Origin of the sequence: Devosia sp. FJ2-5-3 (assembly GCF_029201545.1) — a bacterium.
Classification (GTDB): Bacteria; Pseudomonadota; Alphaproteobacteria; order Rhizobiales; family Devosiaceae; genus Devosia.
Genome location: NZ_CP104007.1, coordinates 2,208,342 through 2,225,305 on the forward strand (window position 1 = coordinate 2,208,342; position 16,964 = coordinate 2,225,305).

The 16,964-nt window shown below is 58.5% G+C and carries 13 protein-coding genes; 12 read left to right on the forward strand and 1 reads right to left on the reverse strand.

Annotated features, from left to right (window positions below; translation table 11 throughout):
* Positions 1 to 290: 290 nt before the first annotated feature.
* The 8 genes from N0P34_RS10735 to N0P34_RS10770 all read left to right on the forward strand — a co-directional run bounded on the left by N0P34_RS10735 (position 291) and on the right by N0P34_RS10770 (position 10,194).
* Positions 291 to 1,118, forward strand: coding sequence for a DeoR/GlpR family DNA-binding transcription regulator (locus tag N0P34_RS10735; RefSeq protein WP_275603242.1), 828 nt, complete (start codon positions 291 to 293; stop codon positions 1,116 to 1,118).
* A gap of 276 nt (positions 1,119 to 1,394) precedes the next feature.
* Entirely contained in the window at positions 1,395 to 3,296 is a 1,902-nt protein-coding gene (locus N0P34_RS10740) for an ABC transporter substrate-binding protein (protein ID WP_275603243.1), read from the forward strand.
* A 74-nt stretch (positions 3,297 to 3,370) separates the two neighbouring features.
* Entirely contained in the window at positions 3,371 to 4,372 is a 1,002-nt protein-coding gene (locus tag N0P34_RS10745) for an ABC transporter permease (RefSeq protein ID WP_275603244.1), read from the forward strand.
* Positions 4,369 to 5,286 carry an ABC transporter permease gene (locus tag N0P34_RS10750; protein ID WP_275603245.1) on the forward strand — a complete coding sequence of 306 codons (918 nt, stop codon included), beginning with the start codon at positions 4,369 to 4,371 and terminating at the stop codon, positions 5,284 to 5,286. The genes N0P34_RS10745 and N0P34_RS10750 overlap by 4 nt, the downstream gene beginning before the upstream one ends.
* On the forward strand, positions 5,283 to 6,194 hold the full coding sequence (locus N0P34_RS10755) for an ABC transporter ATP-binding protein (protein ID WP_275603246.1): 912 nt from the start codon (positions 5,283 to 5,285) through the stop codon (positions 6,192 to 6,194). The genes N0P34_RS10750 and N0P34_RS10755 overlap by 4 nt, the downstream gene beginning before the upstream one ends.
* Complete coding sequence (locus N0P34_RS10760) at positions 6,194 to 7,024, forward strand: ABC transporter ATP-binding protein (RefSeq protein WP_275603247.1); 831 nt, start codon at positions 6,194 to 6,196, stop codon at positions 7,022 to 7,024. The genes N0P34_RS10755 and N0P34_RS10760 overlap by 1 nt, the downstream gene beginning before the upstream one ends.
* Positions 7,025 to 7,068: 44 nt before the next feature.
* Complete coding sequence (locus N0P34_RS10765; protein ID WP_275603248.1) at positions 7,069 to 8,664, forward strand: DUF5060 domain-containing protein; 1,596 nt, start codon at positions 7,069 to 7,071, stop codon at positions 8,662 to 8,664.
* Between the two features lie 12 nt (positions 8,665 to 8,676).
* Entirely contained in the window at positions 8,677 to 10,194 is a 1,518-nt protein-coding gene (locus N0P34_RS10770) for a DUF5060 domain-containing protein (protein WP_275603249.1), read from the forward strand.
* Positions 10,195 to 10,981: 787 nt separating this feature from the next.
* On the opposite strand, the gene N0P34_RS10775 is transcribed toward N0P34_RS10770, so the two are convergent.
* Positions 10,982 to 11,152, reverse strand: a complete 171-nt coding sequence (locus N0P34_RS10775; protein WP_275603250.1) for a hypothetical protein — start codon at positions 11,150 to 11,152, stop codon at positions 10,982 to 10,984.
* 211 nt (positions 11,153 to 11,363) lie between these two features.
* Here N0P34_RS10775 and N0P34_RS10780 point away from each other — a divergent pair, with 211 nt between their 5' ends.
* The 4 genes from N0P34_RS10780 (at position 11,364) to N0P34_RS10795 (ending at position 16,582) form a co-directional block, all read left to right on the forward strand.
* A complete protein-coding gene (locus N0P34_RS10780; protein ID WP_275603251.1) occupies positions 11,364 to 11,996 on the forward strand; it encodes a hypothetical protein in 633 nt (210 codons plus the stop codon).
* A gap of 487 nt (positions 11,997 to 12,483) precedes the next feature.
* Complete coding sequence (locus N0P34_RS10785; protein ID WP_275603252.1) at positions 12,484 to 13,344, forward strand: hypothetical protein; 861 nt, start codon at positions 12,484 to 12,486, stop codon at positions 13,342 to 13,344.
* Positions 13,344 to 15,599 carry a hypothetical protein gene (locus N0P34_RS10790; protein WP_275603253.1) on the forward strand — a complete coding sequence of 752 codons (2,256 nt, stop codon included), beginning with the start codon at positions 13,344 to 13,346 and terminating at the stop codon, positions 15,597 to 15,599. The genes N0P34_RS10785 and N0P34_RS10790 overlap by 1 nt, the downstream gene beginning before the upstream one ends.
* A complete protein-coding gene (locus N0P34_RS10795) occupies positions 15,596 to 16,582 on the forward strand; it encodes a TniB family NTP-binding protein (RefSeq protein WP_275603254.1) in 987 nt (328 codons plus the stop codon). The genes N0P34_RS10790 and N0P34_RS10795 overlap by 4 nt, the downstream gene beginning before the upstream one ends.
* The last annotated feature ends 382 nt before the right edge of the window (positions 16,583 to 16,964 follow it).

Consider the following 16,964-nt stretch of genomic DNA (forward strand, 5'->3'; position numbering starts at 1 on the left):
GGACTGTGGTTGAGTGGGCGATGGCAATGTTACCTCCCAGGCAAGTCTCTACAGTCGGCGCTACTGCCGACAGGGTACTTCAATTCAGTGAAGCCGATTTTTTGAGATTGGTACAAGGCACATCGCTATCGCGCAATAAGGAAAATTCGTGATTTTTTTCGTCTTGTGTTTCGAGCTGTTGTGAATTGTGCCATCGCCTATAGCGACAATCCTGTTAAGCGGCCCAGAGAATTGATGGATAAGCAAGCCTCAGGCGTTAGGATGCCGGGGCACGTGGAAGGTGGAAAGAAATGAAAAAGGTCAGAACAAGCCGTCGAGCGACACTTGGCACGGCGAGTGGCGGCCAGCCGCAACTGCTCGCTGAACCGCGTCGCATGCGGATCCTTGAGTGGTTGCAAGAAGAGGGGAGTGCCCGTGTTCGCGACCTGTCTGCTGCGTTTGGCGTTTCCGAGGCGACGATCCGCCAGGACCTCGAGCGCCTTGATTCTGACGGATATATCACCCGCGAGCACGGTGGCGCCTATCTGCGCTCCATCCCGCAGCAGGTTCAGTCGATGTCGCTGCAACACATTCAGAATATGGACAAGAAGCGCGCTATCGGCGCTGCCGCTGCAGCCCTGGTTGCCGACAACGACACGCTGATCATCGACTCAGGCACGACCACTACCCAGTTTGCAGAAAATTTAAAGCCACGACAGGATCTTAATATCATTACCAATGCGCTCAATATCGCATTGATCCTGGGGGCCATACCCACCAATACGGTGCATATGCCGGCCGGGCAGTTCAAGGCGCCGACCCTTAGTCTGAGCGGTGAAAAATCCGTAGAGTTCTTTGTCGGTATCTACGCCCAGAAACTGTTCCTCGCGACTGCCGGGGTGTCCTTTGATGTCGGCCTGACCTACCCGGCAATTGGCGACATCTATGTGAAGCGCGCCATGGTGAAGGCGGCCTCGCACGTCTATCTCTTGGCCGACTCGACCAAAATTGGCCGCGTTTCCTTTTCCGCCCTGGGTGGGGTGGAAATGGTACACACGCTCATTACCGATGAAGGCATTTCCGATGAAGACCGCGCTGAGTTTGAGCGACGTGGCGTCGAAGTGATCGTCGCCAGCTAAAGGCTGGTCGGCCTCCCGCGCTGACATCCTTCGAAAGGCATTGACAATGCGAATTGCCGTGCATAATCGTTACTAATCGCAAGAAATCGAAAATATATAACTTCGAACTTGCGGTCGTAGCGGGGAGCGCACGGGAGAACAGGACAGGTTATATCCCAGAGAAAACGTGTGCCGGATCGCCCGGTTCGCGAGGGTGGAAACTCGTCCCTTTTTTCCAGGAACGCCTCGCGTTTCAGGTTGCCAGCGTGAGGGTGGCAATCGGCAAAGGAGGAACGAATGGATCGGCTTGGCCGCACTTTGATGGCGTCCGCTGTAGGCGCCCTGATGACCACTACCGCATTTGCGCAGGCGATGACCGACGTCGGTACACCGCGCAGCGAAACCCTGATCGTGCAGACCCTCGATGGTCGCGCGGCCAACCCAAGTGCGCAGAACCCGCTCAACTCCTACGCCATCTGGCGCGGCTTCCGCGAGCTGGGCTGGGGCTATCTCTGGGAAATGGATACGGCGACCGGCGTGTCCTATCCGGAAATGGCCGATGGCTTCCCGGAAGTGCTGAACGAAGAAAACACGCAGTTCCGCATCAAGATCCGCGAGGGCATCACCTGGAGCGACGGCGTCGAGTTCACCACCGACGACATCATCTTCTCGCTCGATACTGCCTTCAAATACCGCGACAAGTTGACCAACGTCGCCAGCGCGGTGGTGTATATCAAGAGCTACAAGAAGATCGACGACTACACCTTCGAGGTGGAGACGGTGAACCCGTCCTACGATCTGACGACCCGTCTCGGTGTCTATACCTGGGGCACGCCGTTCAACTGGGTGCCTAAGCACGTGTTCGAGCCGCTCGGCGACGAAGTCGTGACCTTCCAGAATGCGCCTGCCGTCACCCTCGGGCCCTACAAGATCAAGGAATTCGATCCCAACGGCTTCTGGCAGCTGTGGGAGCTGCGTGACGACTGGCAGAACTCGTCCTGGGGCAATCTCGGAGAGCCCAAGCCAAAGTACATTCTCTACAAGGATTTCGGCGCTGAAGAGACCCGCGCCCTGGCCTTCGTCCAGAACCAGTACGACGTCGACACCTTCATGAGCCCGGACAGCATCGACGCTGCCAAGGCCCGCAATCCCAAGGTCGAGACCTTCTCCTCGACCTTCCCCTACCACGACATGAACGACGCCTGCTCCTATGGCGTCTACATCAACCAGCAGCGTGCGCCTTACGACATGCCTGAAGTGCGCTGGGCTCTCGCCCTGTCGCTCAACCTCTCGCAGGTCGGCATCAGCGCCATGAGCGGCCAGTTCAAGGCTGCGGCCCTGCCGCTGCCCGATACCCCCATCACCGGCCCGATCTTCTACGACGCCAATCTCGAAGCGCTGAAGAACCTGACCATCGGCGATGGCTACAGGCCATTTGACACCGAGTTCAGCACCAAACTCGTCGAGACCCTGGCTGCCCAGGGCATCGATCAGTCCCTGCTGCCGACCGGCGACGCCGTCAACGAAGGCTTCGGTGTGGGTTGGTGGAAGCATGATCCGGCAGAAGCTGAAAAGCTCCTCGCCTCGGTCGGCATGAAGAAGGGTTCCGACGGCTTCTACACGCTTCCCGATGGCTCGCCCTGGATGATCGAATTCGTCATTCCGGGCGACTGGAACAAGGTGCTGCAGCGTCTCGGCTTCTCGATTGCCGACAGCTGGCGCCAGGCTGGCTTCAACGTCAATGCGCGCCAGGTGGACAATGGTGAATTCACCACCGTCCAGAACACCAATGCCCGCAACGAGTTGGCGATCAACTGGTCCAACACCTGCGTCTACAACGCCAACTGGCTCGGCAATTGGAACCAGTTCCGCGAAAGCAACATCAAGCCCGCAGACTCGACCGATCCGCTGAGCGGCAACTATGCACGCATCACCGATCCGAAGGTTCTGGCGCTTGTGGATGAAGGCGCTGCGCTGCCGCTCGATGATCCGAAGTTCGTCGAAAACGGCCAGAACATCGCGCTTCAGATCGCCAGCGAGATGCAGATCATCAACCTGATGAACATCCCGACCACGATCCCGACCAACAGCACCTATTGGACCAATTTCCCCAAGCAGGACAACTTCTACGCCGCTCCCTACACCTGGTGGAGCTCGTTCAAGAAGGCTGTGGTCTCCATCGAACCGACCGGTCAGTAAACATCTGACGGTTTTGAAGCAGGGCGGCCGATCCCGGTCGCCCTGCAAATTTTCCGACGTCAAAGGATTTGCCCATGGGTGTGCTGCGCTATGTCGCCAAGCGCCTCGGCCTCTACTTCGCGGTGCTCTTTATCGGCCTGACGATAACGTTCATGCTGCCGCGTCTGATGCCGATCAATCCGGTCGATGGTTACATCGGTCAGCTCCAGAGCCGCGCCAACGGCACGCTCACATCAGATGCAATCGCAGAACTTCGCGCCAATCTCGAAGAGCTCTATGGGCTGAACGGGGACCTGTTCACGCAATATGTGTCTTACATGAAGCGTGTGGTCTTCAGCCTCGATTTCGGGCCGTCCTTCACCTATTACCCGCAGCCGGTTTCGGCGATGATCCTCAACGCGCTGCCCTGGACGCTGGGGCTGCTGCTGACGGCGACGCTGATCGCCTGGACACTGGGCAATATGGTGGGTCTGGTTGCCGGGTACTTCCACAAGAAGAAGGCGGCCTCGGTGCTCGAGTTCCTCGGCATCCTGCTCTACCCAATTCCCTATTACATCCTGGCCGTCACAGTGCTGCTGCTGCTGGCCTATATCTTCCCGGTCTTTCCGCTCTCGCCCACGTTCCCGGTGGGGCAGATGACGCCGGAAAAGATCGGCATGATCTTTTACAATTCGCTCCTGCCGGGAATCACGCTGGTGCTGGCCGGGTTCGGCTGGAACATCCTCTCGATGAAGGCCCTGGCCGTCGCGACCTCCGAAGAACCCTATGTCACCTATGCCCGGCTCAAGGGCACGTCCAACTGGACGCGGATGACGCGCTATGTGTTCCGAAATGCGCTGCTGCCGCAGGTAACGGCTCTCGCGCTGTCACTGGGCATGGTGTTCAACGGCGCGCTGCTGACCGAGATGATCTTCTCCTATCCCGGCATCGGCCTGATCATGCGGACCGCCGCAACGGGTGGCGACTACAACGTCCTTTATGGTGCGATCACGCTTTCGATCGTCGCCGTCGCTACGGCCGGGCTTGTGATCGATCTCATCTATCCCCTTCTTGACCCGCGGATCCGCACGAAATGACCGTCGACAGCAACCAAGTTGATCCGGTGGCGATCGTGACTGCGCCACCTGTTTCCACCAAATCCGCACGCAAGGGCAGGGGCCTGCTCTGGCTCCTCAACGGCCGCCTCGCGGTGGGTCTGACCATCCTCCTCGTCATGGGCGTCGGCAGTTTTATCCTGCCGATGTTCGCGCCGGCCGACCCGTCGGTCCAGGCGACCTATATGCGCAATCTGCCGATGTCGGGCGTGCACTGGCTGGGCACCAATTCGCTCGGCCAGGACATTTTCTGGTTCCTCGTCGTTGCGGTGCGCAACTCGCTGATGCTGGGCATTCTCGTTGCGGTGGGCGTCACCATTGTGGCCACCATCGTCGGCCTCAGCGCCGGCTATATCGGTGGCGCATTCGAGCGCTGCGTGATGCTGATCGTCGATACGTTCATCACCATCCCGCTTCTGCCAATCCTCATCATTCTTGGCGCACTGATCCGCGGTAACACCTCGTTCTTTACGGTCGGCCTGATCATCATCATCTTTGGCTGGGCGTGGGATGCGCGCACGGTTCGCGCCATGGCGCTGTCGCTGCGCGAGCGGGAGTTCATCAATATGGCGCGCTTCTCCGGGGCGAATACGGTGCAGGTCCTCGCCCGTGAAGTGTTCCCCTATGTGTCGGCCTATATCCTCGTGGGCTTCATCAACACCGTGCTCTTTGCCATTAATACCGAGGCAACCCTGGCGGTGATCGGCCTCTCCAAGGTCGAAGTGCCGACGCTTGGCTCCATCATCTTCTGGGCGCTCAGCTACAATGCCCTCTTTACCGGCCAGTACCCCTGGATCGTGGCGCCGATCGTGGCGACCGTGACCCTCTTCCTAGGCCTCTTCCTCACCTCCACCGGCTTCAATCAGGCCTTTGCCAGCAAGCGGGGCGTGTCATGATCCGGCTCAACGACCTCAAGATCAGCTATCGCATCGGCGGCCGCGTGATCGACGCGGTGGATGGGGTGACCCTGACCATTCCGGACAATTGCGTCGTCGGCATCGCCGGCGAAAGCGGCTCGGGCAAGTCGACCCTGATGAAGGCGATCTATGGCGATATCCAGTCGCCCATGTATGTGTCCCAGGGCAGCATCGACTACGGCCTCAAGGGCCGGGACGGGAAGCTGGTAACGGCGGAAAACGTGCGCGAAGAATGGTTCAAGACCATCTCCTATGTGCCGCAAAGCTCGATGAATTCACTGAACCCGGTGATCCGCATTCGCGACCAGTTCATCGATTTCCCGGGCACCGACAGCAACAAGAAGCGGGTGCTGGAAACGGCCCGCGCCTATATCGGCAAACTTGGCCTGCCACCGGAGTCGATGGATTCCTATCCGCACCAGCTTTCTGGCGGCATGCGCCAGCGCATGATGATTGCCCTCGCGACCTTCTTTAAACCCGAGCTCATCATCGCCGACGAGCCGACCACCGCGCTCGACGTGGTGGTGCAGAAGGACATCCTGATGCTGCTCATGGAGCTGCAGGAAGAGATGGGCAACACCATCCTCGTCGTCTCCCACGACATGGGCGTGCACTATCAGGTGACCCACAAGATGCTGATCATGTATGCCGGCCGCGTCGTCGAATATGGCGATACCGACAGTGTCTTCGCCGACCCGCAGCACCCCTATACCAAGATGCTGATCGACAGCCTGCCGACCATCGGGGACGATAGCATGCGCGGCGTGCTGGCCAGCCAGGCCGGCGCCGGCGGCGATAGGGTCTATCGCGTCGAGCCCCGGCTCGTCGAGGTCAAGCCCAATCACTTTGTGGCCCAATCGGACAATCTGGGCGCGGGAGCTGCCTGATGACCTTCATTCTCAAGACTGAAGCCCTCAACAAGGTCTATCGCCGCGGCGGCATCGTCGGGGGCAAGAACATCCACGCCCTTGATGACGTGAATATCACGGTCGAGAGCGACAAGCCTGTCGTCATCGCAGTGGTCGGGGAATCCGGCAGCGGCAAGACCACGCTAGCCAAGACCCTGCTGCGGCTTGAGACACCGACCAGCGGTCGTGCCATTGTCTATGACGATGTGGTGGCCGGGCAGGGCGCCATTCCCTCGCGGAAGGATTTCCTCGGGCTGGTGCAGCCGATCTTCCAGAATCCGTTCGAAGCGTTCAGCCGCTATCGTCCGGTCGATGCCTATCTGCTGGAAACGGCGCGCCGCGTTGCTGGCCTCGACGCCGCCCCGGCCGAGGCGGCCGTCGAAGTGGCGCTCAAGAATGTCGGGCTCGACTACGACGAGATCCGCGGCAAGTACACCGCCCAGTTCTCGGGCGGCGAGCTGCAGCGTATCTCGGTTGCCCGTGCGCTCATCCCGCAGCCCAAGCTGATCGTCGCCGACGAGCCGGTGAGCATGATCGACGCGTCGCGCCGCATGATCATCATCAACCTCTTCAAGCGCCTGCGCGATGATGAGGGGCGCAGCTTTGTCTACATCACCCATGATCTCGCCACCGCCTATTACATCTCCGACTTCGTAGCGGTGATGAACAAGGGCAGGGTGGTCGAGTTCGGTCCGGCCCGGAAGGTGATGTCCGATCCGCAGCACGATTACACGCGGCTGCTTCTCAGCTCCATTCCCACCACGACCAGCCGCTGGCGCGAACGCCCACGGCTTGTGGCCAGCAACTAGGGCGTTTCGTTCGCACGAAATCCCACTTTCTGACGGAAGATCACATGACCAGGATTGCCACTGCCACCGGCGACGCGTCGCTGTGGGCCACGTATGAACTCACCCTCACCGGCCCCAGCGAGGGCAATCCATTCCAGGATGTGGAGCTGCGCGCCAGCTTCACCCAGGGCGACCGCGTGGTGCGGGTTAACGGCTTTTACGATGGCGACGGCAGTTACAAGTTGCGCTTCCTGCCCGACACGACCGGCACCTGGACCTATCAGACATCGAGCAATGTCTCGGCGCTTGATCACGTAACCGGCAGCTTTGAGGTCGGTGCGGCAAAGCCCGGCCACCACGGCCCGGTGCGTGTCTCCAACCGCCACCATTTCCGCTACGCCGACGGCACGCGCTACATCAACATCGGCACCACCGCCTATGTGTGGAATCTCCAGGGCGATGCGGTGGAAGAGGAAACGCTGGCGACGCTGGCGGAGGCCCCTTTCACCAAGATCCGCATGTGCGTCTTCCCCAAGCACTATCGCTATAACGAGAACGAGCCCGATCGCTATCCCTTCCCGCTGGTGAAGCAGGGCAGCAGCGAATGGACCGGCAGCTTCCGCGGCGAATATGGCTGGGCGTTTGATTTCGAGCGTTTCGAGCCCGACTATTTCCGCCACCTCGAAAAGCGCATCAACCAGCTCGCCGAAATCGGCGTCGAGGCCGACCTCATCATCTTCCACCCCTATGACCGCTGGGGGTTCTCGACCATGACCCCGGCGCAGGATGACCGGTATCTGAAATACCTGACGGCGCGTCTATCGGCGCTGCCGAATGTCTGGTGGTCGATGGCCAATGAATATGACCTGATGCCGAGCAAGACCATGGCGGACTGGGACCGGTTCATCCACATCGTCTCCGACAATGATCCGCATGGGCACCTGCTCAGCGTCCACAATTGCTTTGCTTTCTACGACCACAACCACCCGCGCATCACCCATTCGAGCATCCAGCGCTCCTCGGCCAATCAGTCGGCGCTGTGGCGCGAGAAATTCGGCAAGCCCGTCTCCATCGACGAGTGCTGCTATGAGGGCGACATCGGCGAGCTCTGGGGCAATATCTCGGCCAAGAAGATGGTCCGCCGCTTCTGGGACGGCACCGTCAATGGCGGTTACGTCACCCATGGCGAGACCTATTACAACGATGAGGAAAAGCTCTGGTGGGCCAAGGGCGGCAAGCTCGTCGGCGAAAGCGTCGCACGCATCGCCTTCCTCAAGCGCATTCTTGAAGAGGGGCCGGACGAGGGTCTCGACCCCGTCAAGTCCACCGGTGCCTATCGCGTCACCATGATGGGTGGCCTAGACAATGTGGTGATGCAGCAATTGTTCACGCCCGCAGCAGGCGAGGAAGACTGGCCGCGCGCCCAGGCCTGGTGGGCCACCGCCGGACAGGCGCATCGCTACTATCTCGTCTACATGGGCGAGAACCAGCCGAGCGAACTCGATGTCGCCGTGCCGCCGGGCGAAAAATATTCGGCCACGCTGATCGATACCTGGAACATGACCGAGACGAAGCTCGCCGACAGCGTCGAGCGGGGGGACCGGCTGAATTTCGAGCCGAAACCCTATCTGGCAATGCTGTTCAAGCGCGTCGACGGCTGAGGAGTTTTTGAGATGACCACTGTTGCACAATGGGATGTGTTCGAGGCCAGCTTTGAGGGCCCGTCCTCCGGCAATCCCTTCCTCGATGTAAAGCTCGAGGCCTTCTTCCAGCAGAACAGCCGCGTGGTCCGCGTCCCGGGCTTTTATGATGGCGACGGCGTGTTCCGCATCCGCTTCATGCCGGACAACCCAGGGGAGTGGAGTTTTTCGACCAAGGCCAATGTAGCTGACCTCGATGGCAAGACCGGCAGCTTCACCGTTACCGCTCCGCGCGACGGCGTCCATGGTCCGGTCCGCGTGGCAAACAAGTTCCACTTCGCCTATGCAGACGGCACGCCCTATCTGCCCTTCGGCACCACCTGCTACGCCTGGACCCATCAGCCGCTGAGCGAGCAGACCAAGACGCTCGAAACCATGGCCAAGACGCGCTTCAACAAGCTGCGCATGGGCGTCTTCCCCAAGGACTATCCGTACAACGTCAATGAGGCGCTGCACGACGTCTACCAGAAGGGGGCAGACGGCCAGTACGACTTTGACCGGCCCAACCCTGAAAGCTTCCGTCACTTCGAAAATCAGGTGAAGGCGCTGGGCGAACTCGGCATCGAAGCCGACATCATCATGTTCCACCCCTATGACCGCTGGGGCTATTGCGACATGAGTGAGGCGCAGGACTACGCCTATGTCGAATATCTTGCCGCGCGCCTCTCGGCTTATCGCAACGTCTGGTGGTCTCTCGCCAACGAATACGACTTCCTGCTCAACACCAAGCCGATGCGCCAGTGGGGGCGCTACTTCCATATTCTGGAAGAAAACGATCCCTACGGCCACCTGCGCTCGATCCACAATGGCGATCCGGAGGCCAATTACGACCACCGCAAGCCATGGGTCACCCATGTCTGCATCCAGAACTGGGACGTGAAGCGCACCGGTGAATGGCGCCTCGCCTATGGCAAGCCGGTGATCAATGACGAGCCGGAATACGAAGGCAATATCATCCAGGTCTGGGGCAGCATCTCCGCCGAGGAACTGGTGCACCGCTACTGGATTACCACCATGCGCGGCGGCTATGCCGGCCACGGCGAAACCTTCGCCAATGCCGACGATCTCCTCTGGTGGGCCAAGGGCGGCGAACTGCATGGTGAAGCCTGGAAGCGCATTGGCTTCCTCCGCGATGTGATGCAGGAAGACGTCCAGCACGGTTTTGAGCCCATCGATCCGATGACTCGCTACCCCTGGAATCGGGTGTCGGGTGCGCGCGACGGTGACACCGCGATCATCTATTTCGGTGAGCACCAGCCAGTGATCTGGTCCGCCGGCCTGCCCAAGGATGAAGGCGACTATCATGCCGATATCATCGACACCTGGAACATGGCGGTCGAGCCCGCCAAGATCGTCGCTGCCCCGGAAAACCATCCGACCCGCCACGGCGCAACCATCGTCCAGCGCAAGCCCGACGCCGCCTTCGCCGTGGAACTCCCCGGTCGCCCACACCTGGCGCTGCGCGTCAGAGCCGGCAAACGGCCTAAATGAACGACGAGAGATCGGGGCGACCTTGGGGCGTCCCGATCTAAGCACTGTGATCGAGAGCAGGGGGGCGCTGTTGGTGCTGTAGGTAAGGATGCGCTACGGGGCGGTCCCTGCGCGACAGATCACAACGAAGCGATTATCCTTCACCAAGTCCAGGTGGATGACCGGCCTAGGCAGGGTTTTGGCTGCAAAGGCCCGCACCGTCTTGAAGTCGCCGCGTTGGGAGAAAATCTGGTACCACGAGGCAGCTTCCATGGTGGGCGGTAGCCTGCCGAAGGCCCGGGCGAGAACCATTCTGATATGTCGCGAGCACGCACCTCGAACGGCTGAGCCAGTCAAACTGGGCAATTGCCCGTTGAGGGACAGGTTTGAGTGTAAGAGGACAACAACTTATGTCGCCCCAGCCTTCCACGCCAGCATATTTGTTCCATAATATATATTATGCGAATGACGTTGACCTGGGATTCGTGCGTTTTGACGCGGGATATCTGTCGGCACCCACAAAAGAATACAACGTATCCCTATTGGCTACATCGCGGATGTTCGCTCGTATCCTAGAAAGATACAACCTGGGCGCCAGCATCCCGCAAAAGCCTACAACCTAGGCTTAAGGCGTGACCTGGTTGATCAGCTTCGTTCCAATCTGGAGGCGCGGGTCTGGCGTTGGTCATGCTCTGGCAAGACCCGCTCGTGGTAGCTGCGACGCTACAATTCGGTACGAAATGTCGTAGCCCGAGATTTCCGAAAACAGGTTGCGAGTTATTCAAGGATAGCCGGAACCTTGGCCGCCCTATCCTTGGTGCTTCTTGAGCAGCTCCTCGACAATCAAATAGGCATGCGTGTTCTTCTCAAGAGCTTCGATCTTGAGCGCATGAATGACGTCGGGGTCTACATAGAGCAGCAGAGGCTTGCGGCCGTCCGACCGTTCCCTTGCCGAGCGCGTTTCAGCTTTGGACTGCATAGTTTTCGAATAGCACGAGCAATGAGATCGGTACAGGTCGACTGGCTCAACGATACTTTGGCGATAGATTATATCGAAGAACAAGCTATCATGAAATAGCTAGATAGCCAGATATCTGTTGACTGTCTTCCTCCCACCGCTTTTATATAATGCCAAGGGCCATGCAGGCGGCCCTTCGTCGTCTAGAATTGTCCGTTTTCGAAGTCGAACCATGTTGCAACCTTCATCGCCTGCCCTGCATCCGATCGAGCGATATCCCGGATTTACTTGCTTCAAAAGCGCAGCTGCCATTCATTATCCGCGACGATGGCAGCGCGATGCGTTGATACAGGCCGCTTTGGACCCGACAGTTTCCAGTATTCGGCCGATATCTGATGTCGAGTGGTCGGTTGCACCAGTGGAGTTCGCGTTTGGTCTGACCATTGCCGGAACGGACTTCGCCTTCATAATTTCCGAGACCGACGCACCGGCCCATAGTTTGGGGTTTGGTCAGGCAGCACTGAAAGTGGCAAGAGCTGCTTTGCGCCTGGAGCCGCTATGGACAACATCGCGCATGGTTTGGGCTGAAAAGCGCTTCGCGGTCGATCCGATCATTCGGTATCAGGCGCTCGAAGCCGCTGGTGCTCGCGCGGAGGGTATTTCCCTGCAATCCCTTCTCCTAACCCTAAACTCCAGCCCCCTCCCCCTCGAGCCTGTGCTCGCAATGTTGGCGCAAGGCGTCCTGGAGGCAGATCTCGGCAGTGGGCTGCGAGCGCACACTATGTTGTCGGTCGGACCGCTGTTCCAAAGCGCGCGCGAATCGATTCCCTCGGAGCGACTCCGAACGATTCGAGCGCTGAGGTAGATATCTGAGGTTGATTCAGTGACAAATTCGGCGAGGTGAATTGCTGCCTTGCCGAACGGATGCAAGGCCCGAGTCTTCGCCTAAGGGCGTCCGAAGGCTAGGTCACCTGACCGCCAAAATGCCAATTTCTTCCAGAGCTTAGCGAGATGAGCGGATGCCTCACGAGAAGACGCCGTTCCTGCTAAGTGACTCTTTTGACTCATTTTTTTGGCGAGCCCGCTTTCAAAAAGTCAATCGATTAAGGCGGAATTCGCTTTTGGTTCTCCAAAATCCATCGGACAATTACGCAGGTTTAAAAATGGATTGAAAAGCGACCACCCCAAAAGAAAAAGGCACCCCTTGCACAGGGTACCTTTTCCCAAACGATAGCCCCAGGGATTCAGGGTTAGCACTCCGTCCCCAAGGCGCTTCATAATCGCCCGATCAGGCTGCACGTAGTCTTGGCAATTGTCAAGGATTCGAGCGCCTTGGGCAGGAACGATGAGACATGCCCAAGAAACCGAAGGGTCGGCGTTACGCCCCTGCCCCAAACATCGAACATGTAACTACACATCCAGTGACGGGCATGATTGTCCGTGGCCCCATGGCGTTGAATGGTGTTGGAGACGATCGGGATCCGTTCGCTCATCAGATCCTGCCGAGGCAGAAGCGCAAGCACGAAAGCATTCGTGGGTCGGAAGCTCGGTTCCTGCGTACGCCGGGTGCGTCGCTTTACACGGGGATCGCACCTGTTCACGCGTTGAGTTTCGCCTCAAAGGCGTTTGAATCCAGCATTGAAGGTGATTTTTGGACGGTATCAGACTTCGTCTGGCCGGACATGACCGCTGCGCGATCGCAACCCGGATTGCTTTCGTGGGAGTCGCCGAAACACTGCGGCGAATGGTACCCGGATTCATGGGTCCGTCGGCCGGGCCATCTTGATCGTCTGATTGAATGCAAGCCCGTATCGGAGGCTCGCCCCGACAAAGATAAGTACCCCGAGGAAGCTCAGGCCGCGGCACTCCGCTTTGCCGCCATGGAGGAAGCCACGGCCGCTCTCGGTATGCGCTTCACGCTCTATACGGAGCTTGAGATACGCAGTGAGCCTCGGTTTCACAACGCCAAAGCAATGCGTCGCGCTCTTAGCTCGCACATCACCGATCCGATGCTGGCGGAAGCGGCCGCGATCCTGAAAACGCTGCCGGAGCACATGACCGTACTGGAGTTCTCCAAACACCTCGGGAGCCTCGCCGGTAGCGCCTTGAACATCGCTTGCTTGCTCGACCGCTACGGCGGTCTGCACTTGGACCGGTCCTCATACTTCCTGCCCCGGTCGAGGTTTCAGAACCTGGTTTCGAGGTTCGTCTAATGGGCATGATGTTTGGCGGGACTAAAGACCTTGAAGAAGGCCGCTTTGTAAGGATCAAGGGGCGTACCTGTGAGGTGATCGGGTTCGATCCCGTCAAGACCACATGGCAAGTTCAGAACGTCACCACCAAGGAGAAATTCCCGCTCGATCGCCGCCAGGTTTTCGAGTTGCAGCATCGCTCTGAAATCGTCGCGGACCACCATTGGCAAAGTTTGTCGCCCACCGTGAAGGAACTCCTGGCCGGTGACTGGAACCTGTTCACGCAGAAGCAGCGGGATCGTGCTGAATTCAAGGCCACAGTCTGTCGCTATCTTGATAACGTGAAGTTTGGCCCCAAGGTCCGGCGAACTGCCAAGACCATCGAAGATGCCATCAAACACGCAATGACCTTGGACACCACCGGGCAGCCCAAGCCAGAGGTCCAAACCGTTCGACGCTTGTGGGACCCGATCTGGATCGCGTCCGGTAAGAACCCGAAGGCTCTTATCGATCAGGACCACAAGAAAGGGAGACGCAGGTCCAAAGACGATCCGTACATGGCTGTCATCAAGATCGTTGAAGACCTGATCGACGAACGGATTGTCCATAACCTCGACCAGGTGGAGTCGATTGCTGCTGTTCAAGATGAAGCCAACGATATCGTCTGGCAGAAGCACGACCAGGGGCTTATTGGGATTCATCCGCTCTGCAACACAGATGAAGATCAGTACATCGGCAAACACCTGGTTCGCCGGCGCTTCAGAATGCGAAATGCCCACCAGCAGCTCTCTTACGACCGCAGTCGTCGGGAGGCTGATCGCCTGACCTCAGGCATAGTTCAGGGTCCCCGTGTTGAAGGGCCACTGGCTCGTGTGGAATGTGACCACACCCCGCTCGATCAGTACGCGCTCACCGGAGTGGACGGCGAGAAAAAGATACCTTGGCTCACGCTGCTGAAAGATAAGTTCAGCGGAGCCGCCTGCGGCTACTACATCTCATTCGACCGCCCGAACTGGTACGCGGTACACGAGGCCATTCGTATGGCTGTCCTGCCCAAAGCGAGCTGGATGGCAACGATGAACCACGACTTCAAGGCTACCTGGGATGTTTGTGGGGTCCCGGACGTCATCCCCGTGGACCGCGAGTCTATGCATCGAGGTGCCGCGGTCGCCGGTTTGTCAGCCAGCTTGGGATTTGTCATTCAGGATCTTCCGAAAGCGTCCGGTCACCTGAAAGGCGGCATCGAGAAAGGCTTGGGCGACGTTTTGCACCGTCACATTGCCCGGCAGCCTGGTGCGAAGGAGGCAAACTACACCGAGATGGATCCGGATAAGGCAAATCCAACGATGACCCTGGAGCTCATCAGGGAAGCAATGGCGATTTTCCTGGTCGAGGATTACAATCAGCGGGTCGAGCCAGGTACGGGTGAAATTCGTATCGAACGATATCGCAGGGGTATGCTGGATAGCCTGAATTGGAAAAATCCGCCTGATCCCGAAATCTTTGCCGGCAGGTCACAGAGCGCAAAGCTGACCGAGCATGGTGTCAACGTCGACGGTATCCAATACTTCTCCACAGGGCTACGTCAGATGTACTTTGACGCCGGCGGCAAGGTTGATGTGGTCATCATTGTACCGGAACATGGCATCGACGATACAATCAGGGTGCTTGGCCTTCAGGGTGTCGCCTATGTCGAAGGATATCGTCAAGGCATTACAGCCAAGAGGAATCTGACGCATAAACAGGCCGTCGAGATGCGCAAGCAGTTGGCCAAAAAGAAGGATCCTAAGGAAGTTCGAGTGGCGGCTCGTGACGCGCGTATCAATGCCCAGAAGGGCATCAAGGCGCTGTCTGGTCCACCTCGCAAGGTAAGGAAGCTCCGCGATGCACCTCGTCCCAAAGCGGGCGAACACATCTCAGAGCCGTCTTTCCAGCCGGAGGTGGGTGGCGCTGCCGATTTCGACGGACACGACATCGCCGCAGAGGAATTCGACTACACTCGCTACGGTGCTGGCGGACCATTTGCAGCTCCCGGTTTGGCGGAGTTGGCCATTGAGGCATCGCGTGCGGCGATGGTGGAAGAAGTTGCCACCATCTCCGTACCGACGAGCGAGCATTCCTTTGTTCCGGACATACCCGCGCCTCCAGCGCCGCCACTCGAAGAAGAGAATGGCCAAGCTATCGAGAGCGCTGAATACGACACTCCGGTTTACGCGCGGGAAGAATCCGTTCCATTTGCCGGCAACGACGACGATGACGGAATCTACGAAGTATGACCGACGCTCTTCCCCCAAGTCCGGCAACGCCCGACGAACGCAACAGGAGCATCGGCAGGGCGTTCATCTCTCATTCGACGTCCAATCGCATAGTCGGCGCGCTGGACAGCATCTACGGACTTCAGGGAAGCCGGCATTTTGGCCAGATCGTCGCAATCCAAGGCACGTCACACGTTGGCAAGTCCACGGCACTCGACTTTTGGATGATCCGCCTGGCTGAACAGCTAGGTGGCATTACTGAAAATCTCGCGCGAAACCAGGAGCGCGTCAACGAAGCTGCAAATGTCTCCTATGTGACGATGATGGATGGGCCCCAGCGCATACATCCCGTCATTCGTATCCAGATTATCGGGAATCCGACCTTTCGGGCGCTCGGGGATGACACCCTGCGCGGCTTGGTCAGAGGTAGACCGGACCCTTGGAAGAATGGTGGGGACCTGGCGTCGGCCTTGACGAACAAGCTGGTGGCATTCCGCACCAAACTGGTGATCTACGAAGACATCCAGGAACTGGCGAAGGTGAAGGGCGCTCGCGCCAACGAAGCTGTGGTGCTGCTGAGAGCCTTGTGCAAGGTCGCGCGTGTCGAGGTCGCAGCTGTCGGGACCGAGGGCACTTTCAAAATCCTCAAGAGCGAAAACGAAACCCAAAAGCTCGTCGCCGACTGGATCGAGCTATCACCACTGGCCCCTCCTGATTTCGAAAAGGAGAAGCCGGGTGAGTTCGTGACCTTCCTGTCGAAACTGAAGAAGAAGCTTCTCTTTCCCAAGGAAAGCCCTCTTGACGAGAAGCAGCTGGCACTGATGCTGTGGAGCTACTGCGGCGGGGTTATCGGCGAGATAAAGTCGTTGATGCAAAGTGCCACCGACACCGCCACTCGTCAGGGTTGGGACTGCATTGATCGAACGGCACTTCGCAAGCACCTGGAGTTGAAGCAGAAAAAATTCGGCCGTGACAATCCCTTCTTTCTGCCTGGTGATGAATGATGGGAGAGGGTCAGGCCCAATGGTCTCCACCGGTGGCACTGCGTCCAGTTCGGTCCGAGACCGGACGCGCGTTTTTCATCAGGGCAACTGCCGCGAACGGTTGGTCCAAGTACGATGATTTCCTGAACCGCGTTGGACTGAAACCCAGTGACCTCAAGATTCAGGGCAATGTGGACAATTTGGCTCGTGCTTTTGGCGCCTCTCCAGAAGAATTCGAGAACATTTCCGATCGGTGGGCGGTGGAGACCGTTTCATTTGATGGGCATCGCTTTCTGCAGACAAAGGTCGATTTGCGTAGGCGCCGTATATGTCATGGCTGCTTGGCCGCCGGACGCCCGTCGACTTTCGAATGGGAATTGAACCTGATCACCGAGTGTCCCGA